The organism is Allomuricauda sp. XS_ASV26, assembly GCF_041224615.1.
GTDB lineage: Bacteria > Bacteroidota > Bacteroidia > Flavobacteriales > Flavobacteriaceae > Flagellimonas > Flagellimonas alginolytica.
Genome location: NZ_JBGFGK010000031.1, coordinates 205,133 through 226,519 on the forward strand (window position 1 = coordinate 205,133; position 21,387 = coordinate 226,519).

Annotated in this window: 17 protein-coding genes; 16 read left to right on the forward strand and 1 reads right to left on the reverse strand. The window is 43.0% G+C overall.

Annotated elements, in window-relative coordinates:
- Nucleotides 1-12: 12 nt before the first annotated feature.
- From rimP to infB, 3 genes are read left to right on the forward strand one after another with little or no spacing between them, the layout of a single operon-like run.
- On the forward strand, nucleotides 13-474 hold the full coding sequence (gene rimP, locus AB9K32_RS08435; RefSeq protein ID WP_369884930.1) for a ribosome assembly cofactor RimP: 462 nt from the start codon (nucleotides 13-15) through the stop codon (nucleotides 472-474).
- 12 nt (nucleotides 475-486) lie between these two features.
- Nucleotides 487-1,719, forward strand: coding sequence for a transcription termination factor NusA (gene nusA / locus AB9K32_RS08440; protein ID WP_224835464.1), 1,233 nt, complete (start codon nucleotides 487-489; stop codon nucleotides 1,717-1,719).
- Between the two features lie 42 nt (nucleotides 1,720-1,761).
- Nucleotides 1,762-4,512, forward strand: a complete 2,751-nt coding sequence (gene infB, locus AB9K32_RS08445; protein WP_369884931.1) for a translation initiation factor IF-2 — start codon at nucleotides 1,762-1,764, stop codon at nucleotides 4,510-4,512.
- Nucleotides 4,513-4,561: 49 nt separating this feature from the next.
- On the opposite strand, the gene AB9K32_RS08450 is transcribed toward infB, so the two are convergent.
- Nucleotides 4,562-4,936 carry an SPOR domain-containing protein gene (locus AB9K32_RS08450; protein ID WP_369884932.1) on the reverse strand — a complete coding sequence of 125 codons (375 nt, stop codon included), beginning with the start codon at nucleotides 4,934-4,936 and terminating at the stop codon, nucleotides 4,562-4,564.
- Between the two features lie 235 nt (nucleotides 4,937-5,171).
- Between AB9K32_RS08450 and AB9K32_RS08455 the strand changes: the two genes are divergently transcribed.
- The 13 genes from AB9K32_RS08455 (at nucleotide 5,172) to AB9K32_RS08515 (ending at nucleotide 21,385) form a co-directional block, all read left to right on the forward strand.
- Nucleotides 5,172-6,527 carry a c-type cytochrome gene (locus AB9K32_RS08455; protein WP_369884933.1) on the forward strand — a complete coding sequence of 452 codons (1,356 nt, stop codon included), beginning with the start codon at nucleotides 5,172-5,174 and terminating at the stop codon, nucleotides 6,525-6,527.
- 32 nt (nucleotides 6,528-6,559) lie between these two features.
- A complete protein-coding gene (locus AB9K32_RS08460) occupies nucleotides 6,560-9,679 on the forward strand; it encodes a TAT-variant-translocated molybdopterin oxidoreductase (protein WP_369884934.1) in 3,120 nt (1,039 codons plus the stop codon).
- A 33-nt stretch (nucleotides 9,680-9,712) separates the two neighbouring features.
- Nucleotides 9,713-11,464, forward strand: a complete 1,752-nt coding sequence (gene nrfD / locus AB9K32_RS08465; protein WP_369884935.1) for an NrfD/PsrC family molybdoenzyme membrane anchor subunit — start codon at nucleotides 9,713-9,715, stop codon at nucleotides 11,462-11,464.
- Nucleotides 11,465-11,466: 2 nt separating this feature from the next.
- Complete coding sequence (locus AB9K32_RS08470; protein WP_224835458.1) at nucleotides 11,467-11,994, forward strand: DUF3341 domain-containing protein; 528 nt, start codon at nucleotides 11,467-11,469, stop codon at nucleotides 11,992-11,994.
- Between the two features lie 4 nt (nucleotides 11,995-11,998).
- A complete protein-coding gene (locus tag AB9K32_RS08475; RefSeq protein ID WP_252078982.1) occupies nucleotides 11,999-12,568 on the forward strand; it encodes a c-type cytochrome in 570 nt (189 codons plus the stop codon).
- A 17-nt stretch (nucleotides 12,569-12,585) separates the two neighbouring features.
- Nucleotides 12,586-13,920, forward strand: coding sequence for a quinol:cytochrome C oxidoreductase (locus AB9K32_RS08480; protein ID WP_224835456.1), 1,335 nt, complete (start codon nucleotides 12,586-12,588; stop codon nucleotides 13,918-13,920).
- Between the two features lie 28 nt (nucleotides 13,921-13,948).
- Nucleotides 13,949-15,076 (forward strand): cytochrome c oxidase subunit II, encoded by a 1,128-nt coding sequence (locus tag AB9K32_RS08485; RefSeq protein WP_224835455.1) that lies wholly within the window; start codon nucleotides 13,949-13,951, stop codon nucleotides 15,074-15,076.
- 38 nt (nucleotides 15,077-15,114) lie between these two features.
- Entirely contained in the window at nucleotides 15,115-16,938 is a 1,824-nt protein-coding gene (locus tag AB9K32_RS08490; protein WP_224835454.1) for a cbb3-type cytochrome c oxidase subunit I, read from the forward strand.
- Between the two features lie 125 nt (nucleotides 16,939-17,063).
- Entirely contained in the window at nucleotides 17,064-17,885 is an 822-nt protein-coding gene (locus AB9K32_RS08495; protein WP_369884936.1) for a GIN domain-containing protein, read from the forward strand.
- Between the two features lie 75 nt (nucleotides 17,886-17,960).
- A complete protein-coding gene (ruvB, locus tag AB9K32_RS08500) occupies nucleotides 17,961-18,983 on the forward strand; it encodes a Holliday junction branch migration DNA helicase RuvB (protein WP_293296657.1) in 1,023 nt (340 codons plus the stop codon).
- A 210-nt stretch (nucleotides 18,984-19,193) separates the two neighbouring features.
- Complete coding sequence (locus tag AB9K32_RS08505) at nucleotides 19,194-20,273, forward strand: c-type cytochrome (protein ID WP_369884937.1); 1,080 nt, start codon at nucleotides 19,194-19,196, stop codon at nucleotides 20,271-20,273.
- Between the two features lie 12 nt (nucleotides 20,274-20,285).
- Complete coding sequence (locus tag AB9K32_RS08510) at nucleotides 20,286-20,969, forward strand: Tat (twin-arginine translocation) pathway signal sequence containing protein (protein ID WP_369884938.1); 684 nt, start codon at nucleotides 20,286-20,288, stop codon at nucleotides 20,967-20,969.
- 5 nt (nucleotides 20,970-20,974) lie between these two features.
- Complete coding sequence (locus AB9K32_RS08515; RefSeq protein ID WP_369884939.1) at nucleotides 20,975-21,385, forward strand: DsrE family protein; 411 nt, start codon at nucleotides 20,975-20,977, stop codon at nucleotides 21,383-21,385.
- The last annotated feature ends 2 nt before the right edge of the window (nucleotides 21,386-21,387 follow it).

The window sequence follows — 21,387 nt, forward strand, 5'->3', positions numbered from 1 at the left end:
TACTCATTTCTTATGTTGAAGGATAAAGTGGAATCATTATTGAACCAAGCGTTGGAAGAGTATCAGTCCTTGTTTTTGGTCGATTTTACCGTAGGGGGCGATAATGGGATCAAGGTTGTTTTGGATGGGGATAATGGAGTTAGCCTACAGGATTGTATGAACGTGAGCAGGGCCATTGAACACAACCTAGATCGCGAAGAGGAGGATTTTTCTCTGGAAGTTACATCTGCGGGCGCTACGTCGCCTTTAAGATTGCCGCGTCAGTACAATAAAAATGTTGGAAGAAAATTACAGGTCAGGACCAACTCCGAGGAATTGGAAGGTACGCTGGTCGAAACCTCGACAAATAGCATTACCCTAGAGTGGAAGGCCCGCGAGCCAAAACCAGTGGGTAAAGGAAAAGTTACGGTGCAGAAAACGCAGGAAATTGCCTTTTCTGATATTAAAGAAGCAAAAGTTAAATTAAAATTTTAATTGTAGTAGAATATGGAAAACCTAGCGCTCATCGAATCCTTTTCGGAGTTTAAGGACGATAAGTTTATTGACAGGGTGACCCTTATGGCGATTTTGGAAGAAGTCTTCCGAAGTGCGCTCAAGAAAAAATTTGGTTCTGACGACAATTTTGATATCATTATCAACCCCGATAAAGGTGATTTGGAAATTTGGAGAAACCGAATCGTGGTCGAAGATGGCGAGGTAGAGGAGCCAAATGAAGAAATTTCCTTGTCCGAGGCCAGGAAAATAGAGCCGGATTTTGAGGTGGGTGAAGATGTTTCCGAAGAAGTGAAATTGATCGATTTGGGTAGGCGAGCGATATTGGCATTGCGCCAAAACCTGATTTCTAAGATCCATGAGCACGATAATACCACTATCTACAAGCAATTTAAAGACTTGGAGGGTGAGATTTATACGGCAGAGGTGCATCATATTAGGCACCGTGCCGTAATTTTGTTGGATGACGAAGGCAACGAGATCATTCTTCCAAAAGAAAAACAAATCCCGGCCGATTTTTTCCGTAAAGGAGATAACGTACGAGGTATTATTGAAAGCGTGGAACTTAAAGGAAACAAGCCGGCGATCATAATGTCCAGAACTTCCCCGAAATTCTTGGAGCAATTGTTCTTTCAGGAAATTCCTGAAGTTTTCGATGGTTTGATCTCCATTAAAAAAGCCGTTCGTATTCCAGGCGAAAAAGCAAAGGTCGCTGTGGACTCTTACGATGATAGGATCGATCCCGTTGGGGCTTGTGTAGGTATGAAAGGTTCAAGGATCCATGGAATTGTCCGTGAATTGGGTAATGAGAACATCGATGTAATCAACTGGACCAATAATCCCCAACTAATGGTTACCCGGGCACTAAGTCCTGCCAGAGTATCATCCGTTAAGTTGAACGAGGAGAAGAAAACAGCTCAAGTTTATCTAAAGCCAGAGGAAGTGTCCAAGGCTATTGGTAGAGGAGGTCATAATATTAGATTGGCTGGTCAATTGACTGGTTATGAGATAGATGTGTTTAGGGAAGGTGTAGAGGAAGATGTTGAGCTTACAGAGTTCTCCGATGAAATAGAAGGCTGGGTAATAGAGGAGTTCAAGAAAATAGGATTGGACACTGCACGCAGCGTTTTGGAGCAGGACGTAAAAGATTTGGCGAAACGAACAGATCTTGAAGAAGAAACAATCCAAGAGGTAGTTCGTATCCTCAAGGAAGAATTTGAAGATTAGGCTTATATTAGCAGCGAAAAATTAGGGCAAGTAAAATAATTTATGGCAGAAAATCCAACAATACGACTTAATAAAGTTCTTAGAGAATTGAACATTTCACTGGATAGAGCGGTCGACTATCTCAACTCGGAAGGGCATGAGGTAGAGGCACGTCCTACCACCAAGATTTCCAATGAAGTGTATCAAGTTCTGTTGGATGAATTCCAAACGGATAAGAGCAAAAAGGTTGCTTCCAAGGAAGTTGGTGAAGAAAAAAGAAAGGAGAAGGAAGCTATCCGAATGCGAATGGAGAAAGAGCAGGAGGAGCGCAGATTGGCCAAAGAAAAGAAAGAAGCCGAGCAGCAGGTCGTGAAGGCCAAGGCCGAATTATCCGGTCCAAAGACTGTGGGTAAAATTGATTTGGACAAAAAACCCGAACAACCTAAAAAGGAAGAGCCCAAGAAAGAGGAAGCTCCAAAACCCGAACCGGAAAAGGTTCAGGAAAAAGCTCCTGAAAAAGCTCCTGAAAAAGAAACGCCAAAAGTCGAGGCTCCAGCTCCCGTAAAAGAAAAGCCAGAAGAGAAAACAGAGCAAAAGGTCGAGGTAAAAGAGGAAGAAAAGCAGTCTACGGAAGAGGTAGGCACAGGAACCATAAAGACCAATTATCAAAAACTCTCCGGACCAAAAATAACCGGGGACAAAATAGACTTATCGCAATTTAAAAAGCCTGCGAAAAAGAAAAAAGAAGATACCCAAAAGTCAAAAACTGGCGGAGGGTCTTCCGATGGGGCAGAGCGTAAAAAGCGAAGAAGGAGAATAGTTAAGAATGGCCCACAAGCTGGTGGAGGTCGTAATAACAGAGGAGGCGCGGGTAGAAAAGGACAGCGTTCCAATGCACCCAAGGTAGAGCCTACTGAAGAAGAAGTACAAAAACAAGTACGTGAGACCCTCGAAAAACTACAGGGTAAATCCAACAAAGGTCGAGGAGCAAAATATAGAAGGGAGAAAAGAGATCAGCACCGTCAGCAAACGGAAAAAGATCTTGAACAACAGGAATTGGAAAGCAAGATTTTAAAGGTGACCGAATTTGTTACCGTGAACGAACTTGCCACGATGATGAATGTATCCACTACCCAGATAATTTCAGCGTGTATGTCTTTGGGCATCATGGTAACCATGAATCAGCGATTGGATGCTGAAACACTTTCCATTGTAGCAGACGAATTTGGTTATGAGGTCGAGTTTGTAACGGCCGAGATCGAGGAAACCATCGATGAGGTGGAGGATGCTCCCGAAGACTTGAAACCAAGGGCGCCCATTGTTACTGTAATGGGGCACGTAGACCACGGTAAAACATCGCTTCTGGATTACATTCGTGAAGAAAATGTAATCGCAGGGGAAAGTGGAGGAATTACGCAGCATATTGGAGCCTACGGTGTATCACTGGAAGATGGTCAAAGAATCGCTTTCTTGGATACTCCGGGTCACGAAGCGTTTACCGCAATGAGGGCTCGTGGAGCACAGGTAACCGACATTGCCATTATCGTAATTGCAGCGGATGACGATATCATGCCGCAAACGAAAGAAGCAATCAGCCATGCCCAAGCAGCCGGGGTGCCCATAGTATTCGCGATCAACAAAGTGGATAAGCCTACGGCAAATCCTGATAAGATAAAAGAAGGATTGGCGCAAATGAACCTTTTGGTCGAAGATTGGGGGGGTAAAGTGCAATCGCACGATATTTCCGCAAAAACTGGTCAAGGAGTTCAAGAGCTTTTGGAAAAAGTTTTGCTTGAGGCCGAGTTATTGGAATTGAAAGCAAATCCAGAACGTTTGGCAACGGGAACCGTGGTAGAAGCATTTTTGGACAAAGGCCGGGGTTATGTGGCGACCATTTTGGTCCAGACCGGTACATTGAACATTGGTGATTATGTATTGGCGGGAACCTGTAGCGGTAAAGTTAAGGCCATGCAAGATGAAAGAGGACATAATATTACAAGTGCCGGACCCTCCACGCCAATATCTATTTTGGGATTGGACGGGGCGCCGCAGGCAGGTGATAAGTTCCATGTGTTGGAAGATGAGCGGGAAGCCAAGCAAATTGCGGCAAAACGTTCCCAATTACAACGCGAACAATCCGTAAGAACACAACGTCACATTACATTGGACGAAATTGGACGTAGAATTGCGTTGGGTGACTTCCAGGAGCTGAACATTATCCTAAAAGGTGATGTAGATGGTTCTGTAGAAGCTTTAACGGATTCCTTCCAAAAATTGTCCACAGATGAGATACAAGTCAACATCATACATAAAGGCGTAGGAGCGATAACAGAATCCGATGTATTGTTGGCTAGTGCCTCCGATGCGATTATAATCGGATTTAACGTAAGGCCGATGGGCAATGCTCGAACCATTGCCGATAAAGAGGAGATCGATATCAGGACCTACTCCATTATTTATGACGCCATCAACGATCTTAAAGATGCGATGGAAGGCATGTTGTCTCCAGAGATGAAAGAAGAAATCACCGGTAATGCCGAGATTAGGGAGACTTTCAAGATTTCGAAAGTGGGAACCATTGCTGGATGTATGGTCACCAGTGGTAAAATCTTTAGAAACTCCAATATTAGGCTGATCAGGGATGGTGTAGTAATCTATACCGGGGAGCTCGCCTCGTTGAAGCGATTCAAGGATGATGTAAAAGAAGTTTCCAAAGGATACGACTGCGGACTACAGATCAAGAATTACAACGATATTAGGGAAGGGGATATAGTAGAGGCCTTCCAAGAAGTGGCAGTGAAGAAAAAGCTGTAACGAGTATAATTCTAATTAAAAAAACCCGCTCATCGAGCGGGTTTTTTAGTTATTTAGAAGTGCTTTCTTCAGGTTTCAGGAGCATGGCGTCCGGATATTTTTTTCGTACTTCAAGATATTTCCTCTCGGCCTCCAATTTGGTCCTAAATTTTCCTAGCCTTACACGGTAGGTGGGAGATTCAAACTCTATTTTGGAATACCAGTCAGGGAAATCTACTTCTACTTGGTTCAATAGGTCTTGAGCCTTTTCAAAACTCCCAAAGCCCACTTGTATTTGATAAAAACCACTGTTTGCATTTACCTTGGCATACAGTTGAACCAATTGATCGATTTTCGGGTCTTGTTGAATGGTCACTTGGGCTTGCTGTGCCGAAAGGTGAGTGGCAAAGCCTATAATTAGTGCTGTGAATAGCGTGGTTTTCATAGTGTTTCAGTATTGTGATTATAACGCTTGTTGCAAAAGTAAATTATTATAGGTTAAACAAGTTGAAGCAAAGTTATTTAGAATCTTTATAAATTATGAGTTATAAATACCTTAACATTTCAAAAAATGCTTGTATGTCTTACTTTTGTGACCACTCTTGGTAGGGTGAAAAGCTATTGTTCTCAAACTCAATAGAAAGAATCGTGCCAAGGATTTCGATAGAAATTTCACGAATATGAAAAAGGTTTTATACCGCCATCTATTTTCAAAAGTTTTAGGTTTAACTTTCCTATTGTTCTCCACATCTTTTTATGCTCAAGAAGAGGCTGATGCCGCTGCTGAACAAACAGTGGAAGCTGTCGGAGGAGACCCGGTAAAGGGGAAACAACTGTTTAATCAGAACTGTGCCGCCTGTCACGCATTGGAGCGTAAAATGACGGGGCCTGCACTGGCCAATGTAGAAACAAGGTTGGCTGAGGATGAAGGTTTGGACAAGGAATGGATCTATCAATGGATCAAGAATAGTCCTGCCATGATTTCCGCTGGAGATGCTTATGCTGTAAAAATATACGCAGAGTACAATCAAGCGGCAATGACCCCGTTCCCGACGTTGTCTAATCAGGATATCGATGATATTTTGGCGTATACTGCCGCTCCGCCGCCCGCGCCTGCAGCTGCTACAGCTGCTGCCGCCACTGGAGGTGATGCTGGTGGATCAACTTCCGGTATTTCCAACGAAATGATACTTGGCGCATTGGTGTTGGTGTTCGGTCTGTTGGTCATGATGTTGATCTTGGTGAACAAGACCTTGCGCAGAATAGCCGAAGCAAATGGTGTTGTAATTGCGCAGGAGAAAGAAAAGCGCTTGCCAATTTGGAAAGCATTTGTTCAAAATCAGTTCTTGGTGCTGGTAAGTGTAGTGTTCTTGCTTTTGGCAAGTGCGTACTTTGCTTACGGTTGGATGATGCAGGTAGGTATCGATCAGGGATATGCCCCGGTTCAGCCAATCCATTATTCGCACAAAATTCACGCTGGAGATAATAAGATTGAGTGTAAGTATTGTCACTCTTCCGCAAGGACTTCCAAGCATTCCGGGATTCCTTCCCTTAATGTTTGTATGAACTGTCACAAATCTATCTACGAATACACCGGTAATCCAGAAGGTCCTTCAGCTGAAGATTTGGCCAATGGATATACCAATGAATTTTATACGGGCGAAATCAAGAAATTGTACAAAGCGGTCGGTTGGGACGAGGAAAACCAAAGCTATACTGGTGAAACACAACCAGTGGAGTGGGTTAGAATCCATAACTTACCGGATTTCGCATACTTTAATCACTCTCAGCACGTATCCGTTGCAGGAATTGAGTGTCAGACATGTCACGGTCCAGTAGAGGAAATGGAAGTTATGTATCAGCATGCTCCATTGACTATGGGTTGGTGTATCAATTGTCACAGGGAGACCAATGTGAAGGTTGAAGGTAATGATTACTACGAGGCAATTCATGAAGAATTGTCCAAAAAGTATGGTGTTGAGGAATTGACCGCTGCCATGATGGGCGGTTTGGAGTGTGGTAAGTGTCACTATTAAGAATTAAAAGAAGATAATCTCAGATATATCGTATGGCATCAAACAAAAAATATTGGAAAAGTGAAGCGGAGTTGAATCCGAACGATTCCATTGTTGAGGCGCTAAGAAACAACGAGTTTACAGAGGAGATTCCCGTTGATGACTTTTTGGGGGACAAGGAAAAACTGTCCGCCTCCAATACTTCAAGAAGGGATTTCTTGAAATATGTCGGCTTCAGTACTGCGGCAGCAACCGTTGCAGCGTGCGAGGGACCTGTTCACAAATCTATACCGTATGTGGTCCAGCCGGACAATATTGTTCCGGGTGTGGCCAATTACTATGCTACAACTATAGCGGATGGTTTTGATTTTGCCAGTATTTTGGTGAAGACCCGTGAGGGAAGACCGATAAAAATTGAAAACAATACAGATGCAAAGGTAAATGGTGGGGCCAATGCGCGAGTGCAAGCCTCTGTTTTGTCTCTGTATGATAGTAAAAGGGTCCAAGGGCCAATGGCCAATGGTGAGCCTATGGAGTGGAAGGTGCTGGATGCTACGGTGATGGCCAAGCTGAACTCTTTGAAGGGTTCCAGTAAGCAAATTGCCCTTTTGACGCAGACATATGCAAGTCCGTCCACAGCAAAATTAATTTCCGAATTTAAAGAGGCTTACGGAGAAAACGTGAACCACGTGGTTTACGATGCAATTTCCGAAGATGCTGCACTTAATGCATTTAATAAGGTGTACGGTGAACGTGCCTTGGCCGATTATGATTTTGAAAAAGCTGAATTGATAGTGTCCTTCGGAGCTGATTTCTTGGGAGATTGGCAAGGTGGGGGCTATGATTCCGGTTATGCAAAAGGACGTATTCCAAAGAACGGGAAAATGTCCAGGCATATTCAGATGGAGTCCAATATGTCCTTGGCCGGCGCCAATGCCGACAAGAGATATCCAATGACCCCAACCCAGCAGAAAATTGCGCTGGCCAAATTGTATGGCAAGTTAAATGGTAGCAGTGTAGGTGGTGGTACATCTGATGTGGATGCTGCCGTGGACCAAGTTGCTGCCGAAATCAAAAAAGCAGGCAGCAAAGCAGTTGTTGTTACCGGATTAAATGATGAGAATGCACAATCCGTTGTATTGGCGATCAATAAATTGTTGGCTAGTGAGGCATTTGATCCGATCAAGCCAAAATATGTGCGCCAAGGAGATGCTGCAAAGGTGAATAAATTGATATCGGATATGAATGCCGGTCGTGTAGGTATGTTGATTACCGACGGTGTAAATCCAGCGTATTCATTGCCAAATGCAGAAGAGTTTGTTGCTGGTTTGGATCAGGTAGATATTTCTGTAGCTTTTGCGTTCAATAATGATGAGACGGCACAGTCGTCCGATTATGTGGCGGCATCATCCCATTATTTGGAATCATGGGGCGATGCAGAGTTCAAAAAAGGACAATATAGTTTAATGCAGCCAGCCATTCGTGAGTTGTTTGATACGAGACAGTTTCAGACGGCACTTTTGAAATGGATGGGTGTGGAAAAAACATACTACGAATACATTAAGGAAAATTGGAATACTGCTATTCTGCAAGGAGGTTCTTGGAACAAAGCTTTGCAGGATGGGGTATTTGAGGTTTCCGTGATGAATACAGAAAATGACGAGGTTGCTTCGGTGAATGAAGGCGAGGAAGAGCAACCGGAAATTGTACCAATAGCGTCCGCGATACGTTCTTTGGTGAATTCCACAAGCCCGGGCACGGAGCTGGTACTTTACTCAAAAGTGGGTATGGGCGACGGTCGCCAGGCGAACAACCCTTGGTTGCAAGAGTTCCCTGATCCGATTTCGAGGGTGTCTTGGGACAACTATGTTACCGTTTCCAAGGCCGATGCTGAAACTTGGGGATTGGAGAACACCATAGTGGCCGATGGCGGTCTAAATGGTAGTTATGTCAATCTTACTGTTGATGGAAAGGTCCTGGAGAATGTTCCTGTGATCGTTCAGCCAGGACAAGCAGTGGGTACTGTAGGGCTTTCGTTTGGATACGGTAAAAAAGCCGGAATGCAGCAAGAGATGGCCACAGGGGTCAATGCATACGCTTTATATAGTAATTTTTCCGATGTACAGTCGGTTACGATAGAAAAATCAGCAGGAGTTCATGAGTTTGCCTGTGTGCAATCTCAAAAAACACTGATGGGTAGGGGGGATATCATCAAAGAAACTACTTTGGAGATTTTCAATACCAAAGATCATGCGGAATGGAACCCAATGCCGCATGTATCATTGAATCATCAGGAAATACCTGTTACCTCTCCAGATGCAGACCTTTGGGAGGAGTTTGATAGAAGTATAGGGCATCACTTTAACTTGTCCATCGATCTAAATGCATGTACCGGATGTGGTGCTTGTGTCATCGCATGTCATGCCGAGAACAATGTTCCGGTTGTCGGAAAGATGGAGATGCGCCGTTCCAGAGATATGCACTGGTTGCGAATAGACAGGTACTACTCTTCCGAAGAGACCTTTGAGCAAGATAACGAGAAGAAAGAAGGCATGGATGGCCTTTGGGGAGAAAATGGTTCTCTTGGAGGCTTTAGGGAGATGGAAGATCCGTCGGCCAATCCACAGGTAGCCTTCCAGCCGGTAATGTGTCAACATTGTAATCATGCACCTTGTGAAACTGTTTGTCCGGTAGCGGCAACATCGCATAGTAGACAGGGTCAAAACCATATGGCTTACAACCGTTGTGTAGGAACAAGATACTGTGCCAACAACTGTCCTTATAAAGTTCGTAGATTCAACTGGTTCTTGTACAATAACAACGACGAGTTCGATTTTAATATGAACAATGATTTGGGTAAAATGGTACTTAATCCAGACGTTAATGTGCGTTCTAGGGGGGTTATGGAAAAATGCTCAATGTGCATCCAAATGACCCAAAAGACCATTTTGGACGCGAAGAGAGACGGTCGAGTGCTGAAAGATGGTGAGTTCCAAACTGCTTGTTCTGCAGCATGTAGCAGCGGGGCTATGGTGTTCGGCGATGTAAACGATCACGATAGTAAAGTGGCCAAATTGAAAGAGGATGATAGGATGTACCATTTGTTGGAGCATGTGGGAACAAAACCAAACGTGTTCTACCATGTTAAGGTAAGAAACACCAACGAGGCTTAATCAATAAAAAAAGAAGTAACTAGAAGATAAATTATGGCGTCGCATTACGAAGCACCTATTCGAAAGCCCTTAGTAGTCGGAGACAAAGGTTACCACGATGTAACCGTGGATATTGCCCGTCCGGTTGAGGGAAAGGCCAACAAACAATGGTGGATTGTTTTTTCTATCGCATTAGTGGCATTCCTTTGGGGTCTAGGATGTATCATTTACACCATTTCAACAGGTATTGGGGTTTGGGGTCTTAACCGAACCGTAAACTGGGCCTGGGATATTACCAACTTTGTATGGTGGGTAGGTATTGGTCACGCAGGTACACTGATTTCAGCAGTACTTTTGCTTTTCCGTCAAAAATGGAGAATGGCAATTAACCGTTCGGCGGAAGCTATGACCATTTTCTCGGTTGTGCAGGCGGGTTTGTTCCCGATCATTCACATGGGCCGTCCTTGGTTGGCATATTGGGTACTTCCCATTCCTAACCAATTTGGTTCCCTTTGGGTAAACTTTAACTCACCATTACTTTGGGACGTATTTGCGATATCGACCTATCTTTCTGTATCGTTGGTATTCTGGTGGACAGGATTACTGCCCGATTTCGCGATGATCCGCGATAGAGCGGTAAAACCATTCCAGAAGAAAATATATAGCTTATTGAGCTTTGGTTGGACAGGTAGAGCCAAGGATTGGCAGCGTTTTGAGGAAGTTTCCTTGGTATTGGCCGGTTTGGCAACACCTTTGGTACTTTCTGTACACACCATTGTATCCTTTGACTTTGCCACATCGGTGATTCCTGGATGGCACACGACCATTTTCCCTCCTTACTTTGTTGCGGGAGCAATTTTCTCTGGATTTGCCATGGTGAACACGCTTTTGATCATTATGCGTAAAGTGTGTAATCTTGAGGCTTACATTACCGTACAGCATATCGAATTGATGAACATTGTAATCATGATTACAGGTTCCATTGTAGGATGCGCCTACATAACTGAGTTGTTCATTGCTTGGTATTCCGGAGTGGAGTACGAGCAGTACGCTTTCTTGAACAGGGCTACAGGACCTTATGCATGGGCTTATTGGGCAATGATGACCTGTAATGTGTTCTCGCCTCAGTTTATGTGGTTCAAAAAGTTGCGTACCAGTATTATGTTCTCTTTCTTCATTTCGATTGTGGTAAACATTGGAATGTGGTTCGAGCGTTTTGTGATCATCGTTACATCGTTGCACAGGGATTATTTGCCATCCTCATGGACCATGTTCTCCCCAACATTTGTGGATATTGGAATTTTTATTGGAACCATCGGATTCTTCTTTGTCCTGTTCCTCTTGTATTCAAGAACATTCCCTGTAATAGCGCAAGCCGAGGTAAAATCAATTTTGAAATCATCTGGAGAGAAGTATAAAAAATTAAGGGATGCTGGTCAACCTCTTTATCAAATGCCACAAGGTGTAAATAAAGTAGTGGGTTATGAAGAGCCCATAACGGATGACGTGTTGATGGGCGAAGTAAAGCCTACAGAAGGTGATAATGTAGGTGTGACCGAATTGCTGAGCAGTATAGGTACATTCGATGCCGCTACGGAAACACCGGACGATTTGAAAGAAATCAAGGGAGTTGGGCCAGAAATGGAGCGAACCTTGAACGAAATAGGTATTTACACCTATGCACAGGTCGCCAGAATGACCGAAAAGGAGTATAATCTGTTGGACTCTATTACCGGAAGGTTCCCAGGTCGTGCGCAACGTGACGATTGGGCGGGTCAAGCGAAGTTGTTAAACGATAAAAAATAATTATGGCATCAAAAGTTATACAAGCACTTTATACCGATGACGATGTGTTGATGCATGCCGTAAAAAAGGTTAGGGCAGAACACCATCATATAGAGGAGGTGTACACCCCGTTCCCTGTTCACGGTCTAGACAAAGCAATGGGATTGGCCGATACAAGAATCGCTATCACTTCATTCCTGTATGGATGTTTGGGATTGACCGTGGCCGTGGTTATGATGAACTTTATTATGATCGAGGATTGGCCACAGGATATTGGAGGTAAGCCAAGTTTTAGCTACCTGGAAAACATGCCGGCCTTTGTACCGATTATGTTCGAGCTTACCGTTTTCTTTGCAGCCCACTTAATGGTGATCACATTTTATCTTAGAAGTAGGATGTGGCCCTTTAAAAAGGCGGAAAACCCAGATAAAAGAACCACTGATGACCATTTTTTGATGGAGCTAGGTGTTCACGATAACGAGAATGAACTTGCCGAGCTGTTATGGGAAACAGGAGCGGTAGAAGTAAAAGTTACAGAAAAGGAGTCTTAATAATATGAAGCAATTAGGTAAAATAAGTCTTGCTTTGGCCTTGGTACTGTTTGCAGCCTCTTGTGCAGATAAGAACAGTCCAAACTACCAATTCATGCCAAACATGTACGAAACCGTAGGGTACGAAACTTATCAAGGTGTTGATAATGGATTGTTTCCTGATGGAACAGAGGCCATGTTGCCCGTAGAGGGGACCATTAATAGAGGTTACATGCCCTACGAAATAGAAAACACTCCGGAAGGTAAAGAAATGGCAAGGTTGAACCCAAGTCCATTGGATTCGCTCAATAGTGAAAAGAATTTAGCAAGAGGCAAGGAGCTGTACGATATTTATTGTGCCATATGTCACGGAGCTAAAGGAGATGGTCAAGGAAACCTTGTAAAAAGAGAAAAAATATTGGGTGTTCCCAGCTATGCAGATGCAGCTAGAAACATTACTGTCGGAACTACATATCATGCCATTTATTACGGGTTGAACTCAATGGGTTCTTACGCCTCACAGTTCGCCAATGAAGAAGAAATGTGGCAAGTGTCCGAATATGTGATGAAATTAAAGGAAGACCTAACAAAATAATAGGATAAGAAGAAACTATGTATACCTTTTCAAACAAACTTAGACTTGGATCTTTCATAGCCATGGGGCTTGGATTTATTTTCCTAGTAATTGGTTTTGTATCTGCCCCATCAACGGTGGAGGAAGCCAAGGCCATGGTAGCAGTGCATGACGATGGTCATGGAGGAGGGCATGCAGAAGCAGCCGATGCCCATGGCGTAGCAGAAGGTCACGGAGCCGAAGCTGCACATGGAGAAACACACGATGCTTCTCACGATGAGCATTTGTTGCACCAGTTGCAAAACCGTCCATGGTCCGCACTTTACGTAGCAGCATTCTTTTTCTTTATGATTTCTTTGGGAGTATTGGCCTTTTACGCCATACAACGTGCTGCACAAGCAGGATGGTCCCCATTGCTCTTTAGGGTGATGGAGGGTATTACGGCATATCTTGTTCCCGGAGGTATCATTGTATTTGTAATATTATTGCTATCGGTATTGCACATGAACCACATGTTCGTATGGATGGATGCAGACACAGTGGCACACGATAAACTATTACAAGGCAAGGCGGGGTATTTGAACCCAACTTTCTTTTTGATAAGAGCAGCTATATTCTTAGGTGGATGGATTTTTTACCGTCAGTATTCCAGAAAATTGTCCTTGGCGCAAGATGAGTCGGACGATAACAGTAATTTTGTGAAGAATTTTAGATGGTCTGCCGCTTTCTTGGTATTCTATTTAATTTCTGAGTCCATGATGTCTTGGGATTGGATCATGAGCTTGGACCCACACTGGTTCAGTACCCTATTTGGATGGTATGTTTTTGCAAGTATGTTCGTATCCGGGATCACTGTTATTGCCATGGTAACCGTATACCTAAAATCAAAAGGATATCTAGAGCAAGTAAATGATAGTCATATCCACGATTTGGCCAAGTTTATGTTCGGTATCAGTATATTCTGGACGTACTTATGGTTCTCTCAGTTTATGCTTATTTGGTATGCGGATATACCAGAAGAGGTAACTTACTATATAGCCCGTTTCCAGGACTATAAACTGCCTTTCTTTGGAATGTTGGTTCTTAACTTTGTGTTCCCATTATTGGTTCTTATGAACAGCGACTATAAAAGGGTAAACTGGTTTGTTATCATGACGGGAATAGTGGTGCTGTTTGGGCACTATTTGGATATTTTTAATATGGTAATGCCTGCAACGGTAGGGGATCAATGGTATATTGGTCTTCCAGAAATAGGAGGTATTTTGTTCTTTGGAGGTTTGTTCGTTTACTGGGTATTCACAGCGTTGACCAAAGCGCCATTACAACCCAAACGAAACCCATTTATTGAAGAGAGTAGACATTTTCATTATTAATACGATTTAAGTCTTAGATAGATATACGATGACTGCATTATTAACATTGACTGTTTTAGTATTGGTTGCGATTGCCATTTGGCAGATGACCAAGATTTTTGAATTATCGCAAACTAAAACAGAAAACGCTGAAATAGCCAACGATTCCGATAACAAGAACAATGGATACCTATTGTTTGCTTTTTTGATCTTTATCTATGGAATCACCATTTTCAGTTTTGCCAAATATTCTAAAATGTTATTGCCCGAAGCGGCATCAGAGCACGGTGGTGAGTACGACCAATTGATGTGGGTCTCAATGGCCATAATTTTCTTTGTACAGACCATTACACAAGCTTTGTTGCATTACTTCGGATACAAGTACAGAGGGCAAAAGGGCAGAAAAGCACTCTTTTTTGCCGATAATGATAGACTGGAGTTTATCTGGACTATTATCCCGGTAATCGTGTTGGCAGGTTTGATTCTGTGGGGTCTTTACACTTGGACCAATATCATGGATATTAACGAGGACGATGATCCGTTGATCGTTGAACTATACGCCCAGCAGTTTAACTGGACAGCCCGTTATGCCGGAGAGGATAACGTACTGGGTGATGCAAACGTACGCTTGATTGATATAGGTAAAGCAAATGTTTTAGGTTTGGACGAATCCGACCCCAATGCAGAGGACGATATTATTGTAAAGGAATTGCACTTGCCCGTTGGACGCAAAGTAAACATTAAAATGAGGTCTCAAGATGTATTGCACTCAGCATATATGCCGCACTTTAGAGCTCAGATGAACTGTGTGCCCGGTATGATCACACAATTCTCCTTCACACCTACGGTTACAACCGAAGAAATGCGCTTAAACCCGGATGTTGCGGACAAAGTAAAGCGAACCAATGCCCTTAGGGCAGAATGGGCTGCAGAGGGTAAGCCTAATTCGGACCCATGGGAGTTCGATTATGTTCTATTGTGCAACAAAATATGCGGAAAATCCCATTATAACATGCAGATGAAGATTATAGTGGAGACCGAGGAAGAGTACAATAAGTGGCTTGCCGAGCAAAAAACGTTCAAAGAAACTGTTATGGTGGACGAGAGCGGAGAGCAAGCATTCAACACCGAAGACGGCGAAGAAGTAGCTTTGGAAGAAACAACTTCGGTAGAGTAACAAGCAACAAAAAATAACAAAAAAAAATTAATTGAAATATGTCTGAAGTAGCCCATGTAAGTCACGATGATCACCACGATGATCATGGACATCACCATAAGGAAACTTTCATTACAAAATACATTTTCAGTCAGGACCATAAGATGATATCCAAACAGTATCTCATCACTGGTCTAATTATGGGATTCATTGGTATAGCCATGTCATTGTTGTTTAGAATGCAATTGGCCTGGCCGGGTGAATCTTTCGGAATATTTGAAGCTGTTTTGGGGAAATGGGCCCCGGACGGTGTAATGGATGCCGATATTTATTTGGCATTGGTTACTATACACGGTACCCTAATGGTGTTCTTTGTACTCACACAGGGTCTTAGTGGTACGTTCAGTAACTTACTTATTCCATTACAAATCGGAGCAAGGGATATGGCTTCCGGATTTATGAACATGCTTTCTTACTGGATGTTCTTTGTTTCGTCTGTAATTATGATTATTTCTTTGTTTGTGGAAGCAGGACCGGCCGCTGCAGGTTGGACCATTTATCCACCATTGAGTGCACTGCCCATGGCCCAACCGGGTTCTGGTATGGGTATGACACTTTGGTTGGTTTCCATGGCAATATTCATCGCATCTTCACTTTTGGGATCTTTGAACTATATCGTAACGGTAATCAACCTTAGAACAAAAGGGATGTCCATGACACGTTTGCCATTAACGGTGTGGGCTTTCTTTGTAACTGCGATAATCGGTGTGGTATCATTCCCGGTATTGCTTTCTGCCGCTTTGTTATTGATCATGGATAGAAGTTTTGGAACATCATTCTTCTTGTCCGATATCTTTATTCAGGGAGAAGTATTGCATTACCAAGGAGGATCTCCAGTACTGTACGAACATTTGTTCTGGTTCTTGGGACACCCTGAGGTGTACATTGTATTGTTGCCAGCATTAGGTATTACATCCGAAGTAATGTCTACAAACGCAAGAAAACCTATTTTTGGATATAGAGCAATGGTTGCATCGATTTTGGCAATTGCATTCTTGTCCACAATAGTTTGGGGACACCACATGTTCGTGTCCGGTATGAATCCATTCTTAGGATCCGTATTTACATTTACCACATTATTGATCGCCATACCATCGGCGGTTAAGGCCTTTAACTATATCACTACATTATGGAAGGGAAATCTGCAGTTGAATCCTGCAATGTTGTTTTCCATTGGGTTGGTGTCAACATTTATCACCGGAGGTCTAACAGGAATAATATTGGGAGATAGTACATTGGATATCAATGTTCACGATACATACTTTGTAGTGGCACACTTCCACTTGGTTATGGGTATCTCCGCATTGTACGGAATGTTCGCAGGAATTTATCACTGGTTCCCGAAAATGTTCCAAGGCCGTATGATGAACAAAAACTTGGGCTACGTCCACTTCTGGATTACTGCAGTTTGTGCTTATGGGGTTTTCTTTCCAATGCACTTTGTAGGTATGGCCGGAGTACCAAGACGTTATTACGAAAACACGGCGTTCCCAATGTTCGATGAATTGACCAACGTCCAAGTATTAATGACCGTATTTGCACTGATTGCTGGCCTTGCCCAATTGATTTTTGTGTACAACTTTATATCCAGTATTTTCTACGGTAAAAAAGGACCGGTCAACCCATGGGGATCAAATACATTGGAATGGACTACCCCACGCGAGCACATCCACGGAAACTGGCCTGGGGAAATCCCACATGTGTACCGATGGGCTTACGATTATAGTAAGACATACGAAAATGGTGAGTATATTATTGCGGGACAAGATTTTGTTCCACAGAACGTTCCATTGCAAGAGAACGAGGAAGAACTCAATCATTAAGATCAAGAATATATTATTGTACAAACTGAGCCCGTCCCATAAGGATGGGCTTTTTTATTGGATTAGATTTTATGCTGAATTGTATATCTTTAAAGGAAGATCCCCTTATCAAAAAGCAAACCATCATGAAAAAGATTGTAATCTTAATATTGATCACCTTCCCAATATTATCCAATGCACAACGAAAGCCTAAAATAAAGGGGAGCAGAATTGTCTCCGAGCTGAGCGAAGAATTGCCTCCCTTTAACGCCATTGTGCTCAACGATGATCTGGATATTCGATTGAACAAAGCACTAGGGCCAGGGTATCACTTGATCGCCGATGATAACTTGATCGATATACTCAAGTTTGAAGTGCAAGAAGGCACTTTGGTAATTAGTTCTTACTATAATATTACGGCAAAGAAACAACTGGAAATTACAATCAATTATACAGATTTACAGGCAATAACAGTAAAGAACGGCAGCGTGGTTTCCAACGAAGTAATAGATACCGAGCAATTGTTTGTGGATGGATTTAACAACACCAAATTGGATATTCGGGCCAATGCAGCTATAATGGATATAAATTTGGAAGATACCAGTAGTGGAACATTTAATGTGGAAGTGGATTCCCTTAATGTAAATTTACGGGCCCGTTCAGATGCCTATGTATATGCGCAGATGGATTCTGGGGCATTGGATTTGGAAGATAATTCATCTTTGACCATCGAAGGTACATCCGATAGGTTGCAAGCCAATATATTGGATTATGCAAAATATAAGGGCGAGACCATGGAAGTAGGGTCTTATCAACTTATAATTAGCGGAAACTCCAATGCAAGGGTCTATGCATTTAAGGATATTGCTATTAAAGCAACACAAGATGCTAGAATTTACCTGTACGGAACGCCCAAGATAGCAATAGATGAGTTTTTGGACACAGTACAACTCATAAAAAAGGAATAGCTTTAAAAATCACCGTTAATTGAAAAGGTCATCAAGTTGTGCATAGCAGAGCTTTTCAATTATATTTGTTGAACGATGAACGAAAATTTAGATCCTACCGCCGAAAACCTATCACCAGAAGAGTTCGATATAGAAAGAGCTCTCCGGCCAATTAGCTTCGATGATTTTACAGGACAGGCTCAAGTGCTCGAAAACCTAAAGGTTTTTGTGCAAGCGGCCAATTTAAGGGGTGAAGCTTTGGATCATACTCTTTTTCATGGTCCCCCCGGCTTGGGTAAAACAACCTTGGCCCACATATTGGCCAATGAACTTGGAGTAAATATTAAGGTTACATCTGGGCCTGTTTTGGATAAACCTGGGGATTTGGCAGGCCTTTTGACCAATTTGGATGAACGTGATGTACTGTTTATAGATGAAATCCACAGATTGAGCCCCATTGTAGAGGAATATTTGTACTCCGCCATGGAGGATTATAAAATCGATATTATGATCGAGACGGGGCCGAATGCACGTACCGTTCAAATAAACCTGAGCCCTTTTACATTGATAGGGGCAACTACGCGGTCCGGATTGTTGACTGCCCCCATGAGAGCCCGATTTGGAATACAGAGTAGGCTGGAATATTACAACACCGAACTATTGTCCACTATAGTTGAGCGCAGTGCCGAGATACTAAAGGTCCCCATTACCAACGATGCAGCCATCGAAATTGCGGGACGAAGCAGGGGGACACCGAGAATTTGCAACGCACTTTTAAGAAGGGTCCGGGATTTTGCCCAGATCAAAGGGAATGGCAACATAGATCTCGAGATTTCACAATTTGGACTCAAAGCACTTAATGTGGATGCACATGGCCTAGATGAAATGGACAATAAAATTTTGAGCACCATCATCGATAAGTTTAAAGGAGGTCCAGTGGGAATAACTACCTTGGCAACCGCTGTATCCGAAAGTGCAGAAACCTTGGAAGAAGTATACGAACCATTTTTAATACAACAAGGGTTTATTATGCGAACACCAAGAGGTAGGGAGGTTACAGAACTTGCTTACAAACACTTGGGCAGAGTAAAGGGAGGTACTCAGGCGGGATTGTTTTAAAGCTGATGGTAGTAACAATCCTATTAACTTTTACCGTTACGTTAAAAATCTTTTTGTATCTTGTTTATTGTATTCATTTACAAGGTTCTATTAGGTTATTTAAACCAAAGAAATTCCCTACTTTTCCCTCATGCCAATTAAAAGTACATAAGGTTGTATTCCCAAAGTACACCACATTTTATTAAGATCAACGTGCATTTTTCTAAGTAGATGACGGGAAACCATCCTAAATATTCGCCAATATCCAATTCTGATAAGATTCCGGAGCTTTCCGGTCAAATACGTAAGTTAATGGTCCAAGTAGGTATTGGGGTAGGCCTTATTTTGATATTGGCCATTACATTGTTATTGTTTCAGTTTGGGATTGGTAGCACTAATGGTAACCTGGCCCCAGTTCCCGATGATGTATACCGTATGGATTACAATGTGTACAATCTATCATCCACTATAAAAAATGAAAAAATCAAACTTGGATTCGAGATTTTTAGAAATACAACATTGCATGTAGGACCCAAACAAAAAGATTCAGTCAAAATGTATGCAGGCAATAACTTGGCCTGCGCCAGTTGCCATATAAACGGAGGAACCAAACCCTTCGCGGCACCATTGATCGGTGTGGTAAAACGTTTCCCACAATTTAGAGGTCGAGAAAACAAAATGGGAACCATTGAAGAAAGGGTCAATGGCTGTCTGGAGCGGAGCATGAATGGTAGAATATTGCCTGTAGCATCACAAGAAATGCAAGCCCTTATAGCTTATTTGGATTGGTTGGGCCGAGCAACTCCCCCGAACGGCAAGATCGAGGGACAGGGCTTCTTGAAGATTCAAATCCCTAATAGGGCAGTAGATCTTGCTCATGGCGAATCCGTTTACAAAGAACATTGCGTTATCTGTCATGGTCTGGACGGACAGGGGCAACTATTGGCCGAAAACGACCAATATCTGTACCCTCCATTGTGGGGCAGTGATTCCTATAACAATGGTGCGGGCATGACCCGCGTAATCACCGCGGCCCAATTTATAAAAGGTAATATGCCATTTGGCACTACATACGACAAACCTGTTCTTACCGACGAGCAAGCCTACGATGTGGCAGGGTACATCAATCAGAAAATAAGACCTACCAAGCCCAATAGAGAGGCAGACTTTCCAGATCTGGTCAAAAAACCCGTATCTACGCCCTATGGTCCTTATGTGGATCCCTTCTCTCCCGAGCAGCACCAGTTAGGCCCGTTCCAGCCTATCATGGATTACTACCTTAAGGAACATCAACTTCGTAAAACCAAGTAAACACTACAAGCAATGAAAACAACAAGAACAACATCAAGACGAAATTTTATGGGAGCTATGATGCTGGGTGCCTCTGCATCCACATTAATGACCTTTACCAATCCCGTTTTAGCGGGGATGGCCGATTACACCGAGTCGGAAATGAACGATGCGGAGGCATGGATGAAAACAATAAAAGGAAAACATAGAGTGGTATACGATGGTTCATATCCACATCACGGATTTCCCATAATTTGGAACTGGGCCTATTATTTGTCCAACAACGAGATGGGTTCCATGGATAATGAAATAACGGCCATGACGGTACTACGGCACGACGCTATTCCGTTTGCTTTTCACACCGACCTATGGAAAAAATACCCCTTGGGCACTATGTTCCATGTAAAAAAAGCGGACGGCACAGTATATAATCGCAACCCGTACTATGAACCGCAGGAGGGAGATTTCCCCATGCCTGTTATACAGGGTATTAAGGATATGATCGGTCGCGGGGCCATGTTCTGTGTCTGTAATTTGGCCATAAAGGTCTATAGCGGAGCCGCGGCACAACAAATGGGCAAAGATGCATCGGAAGTGTACGAGGAATGGAAAGCAGCTGTATTGCCTGATATTCAGATTGTTCCTTCCGGCGTGTGGGCCTTGGGCAGGGCACAGGAAGAAGGTTGTGGTTATATTTTTGCAGGGAACACAATTTGATCAAGATGAAGAAACTACTGCTAATTTTAACACTATTGATGTCGGGCACAGTGCTCGGACAAACAGAGCCCATCAAATTGGTATTTGATGTAACCAGTAGCGATCCGGATGTCCATCGCATGGCCGCAAAACATTTGCAGTTGATGGCCGAAGCCTATCCGCAATCACAATTTGAAATGGTAATTTACAGTGGAGCCTACCAAATGGTAGATAAAAAAGCCTCCGTGGCAGGAGAAATGCTATCGGCCGCAGTAAACAGGAAAAATGTGGATGTTGTAATTTGCGAACAGACCATGAAACGGCATAAAATGACGATGGGCGATCTAATACCCGGCGTAGGCTCGGTGCCCGATGGTATTTATGAGATCGTGATGAAGCAAAAAGACGGTTGGGGCTATATTAAAGAAGCAAAATAAAA

Bases quoted from the DNA above. Each gene is read 5' to 3' on its own strand.
- rimP (WP_369884930.1), top strand. From the start codon at position 13: ATGTTGAAGGATAAAGTGGAATCATTATTGAACCAAGCGTTGGAAGAG.
- nusA (WP_224835464.1), top strand. From the start codon at position 487: ATGGAAAACCTAGCGCTCATCGAATCCTTTTCGGAGTTTAAGGACGAT.
- infB (WP_369884931.1), top strand. From the start codon at position 1,762: ATGGCAGAAAATCCAACAATACGACTTAATAAAGTTCTTAGAGAATTG.
- AB9K32_RS08450 (WP_369884932.1), bottom strand. From the start codon at position 4,936: ATGAAAACCACGCTATTCACAGCACTAATTATAGGCTTTGCCACTCAC.
- AB9K32_RS08455 (WP_369884933.1), top strand. From the start codon at position 5,172: ATGAAAAAGGTTTTATACCGCCATCTATTTTCAAAAGTTTTAGGTTTA.
- AB9K32_RS08460 (WP_369884934.1), top strand. From the start codon at position 6,560: ATGGCATCAAACAAAAAATATTGGAAAAGTGAAGCGGAGTTGAATCCG.
- nrfD (WP_369884935.1), top strand. From the start codon at position 9,713: ATGGCGTCGCATTACGAAGCACCTATTCGAAAGCCCTTAGTAGTCGGA.
- AB9K32_RS08470 (WP_224835458.1), top strand. From the start codon at position 11,467: ATGGCATCAAAAGTTATACAAGCACTTTATACCGATGACGATGTGTTG.
- AB9K32_RS08475 (WP_252078982.1), top strand. From the start codon at position 11,999: ATGAAGCAATTAGGTAAAATAAGTCTTGCTTTGGCCTTGGTACTGTTT.
- AB9K32_RS08480 (WP_224835456.1), top strand. From the start codon at position 12,586: ATGTATACCTTTTCAAACAAACTTAGACTTGGATCTTTCATAGCCATG.
- AB9K32_RS08485 (WP_224835455.1), top strand. From the start codon at position 13,949: ATGACTGCATTATTAACATTGACTGTTTTAGTATTGGTTGCGATTGCC.
- AB9K32_RS08490 (WP_224835454.1), top strand. From the start codon at position 15,115: ATGTCTGAAGTAGCCCATGTAAGTCACGATGATCACCACGATGATCAT.
- AB9K32_RS08495 (WP_369884936.1), top strand. From the start codon at position 17,064: ATGAAAAAGATTGTAATCTTAATATTGATCACCTTCCCAATATTATCC.
- ruvB (WP_293296657.1), top strand. From the start codon at position 17,961: ATGAACGAAAATTTAGATCCTACCGCCGAAAACCTATCACCAGAAGAG.
- AB9K32_RS08505 (WP_369884937.1), top strand. From the start codon at position 19,194: ATGACGGGAAACCATCCTAAATATTCGCCAATATCCAATTCTGATAAG.
- AB9K32_RS08510 (WP_369884938.1), top strand. From the start codon at position 20,286: ATGAAAACAACAAGAACAACATCAAGACGAAATTTTATGGGAGCTATG.
- AB9K32_RS08515 (WP_369884939.1), top strand. From the start codon at position 20,975: ATGAAGAAACTACTGCTAATTTTAACACTATTGATGTCGGGCACAGTG.